1 protein-coding gene is annotated in these 586 nt (G+C 41.1%); it reads left to right on the plus strand.

Features of this window, described 5'->3' with window-relative positions:
• The coding region (locus OSO01_RS23160; protein WP_147212814.1) for a superoxide dismutase at window positions 1-586 on the plus strand (586 nt) is incomplete at both ends.

Consider the following 586-nt stretch of genomic DNA (forward strand, 5'->3'; position numbering starts at 1 on the left):
CAAAATTTGAATTACCAGAATTACCTTATGCATACGATGCATTAGAACCAACTATCGATAAAGAAACAATGAATATTCACCATACGAAGCATCACAACACCTACGTTACAAAATTAAATGATGCACTAGACGGACATGAAGATCTGCAAAATAAATCCGTAGAAGAGCTTGTCAGCGATTTAAACGCGGTTCCTGAAGACATCCGCACAGCAGTACGCAACAATGGCGGTGGACATGCTAACCATAGCTTTTTCTGGAAGACACTGTCACCAAATGGCGGCGGAGAACCTGCAGGAGAGCTGGCTGATAAAATCAACAGCAAATTCGGTTCTTTAGACAAATTTAAAGAAGAATTTGCAGCTGCAGCAGCAGGACGCTTTGGTTCTGGCTGGGCATGGCTGGTATTAAATAATGGCGAGCTTGAAATCACAAGCACACCAAACCAGGATTCACCATTAACAGAAGGCAAAACACCATTATTAGGATTGGATGTATGGGAGCATGCATACTATCTTAAATATCAAAATAAACGCCCGGAATACATTTCAGCATTCTGGAATGTAGTAAACTGGGATCAAGTAGCTAA

It is taken from the genome of Oceanobacillus sojae, assembly GCF_007991515.1.
In the GTDB taxonomy this organism is placed as follows: Bacteria; Bacillota; Bacilli; order Bacillales; family Amphibacillaceae; genus Oceanobacillus; species Oceanobacillus sojae.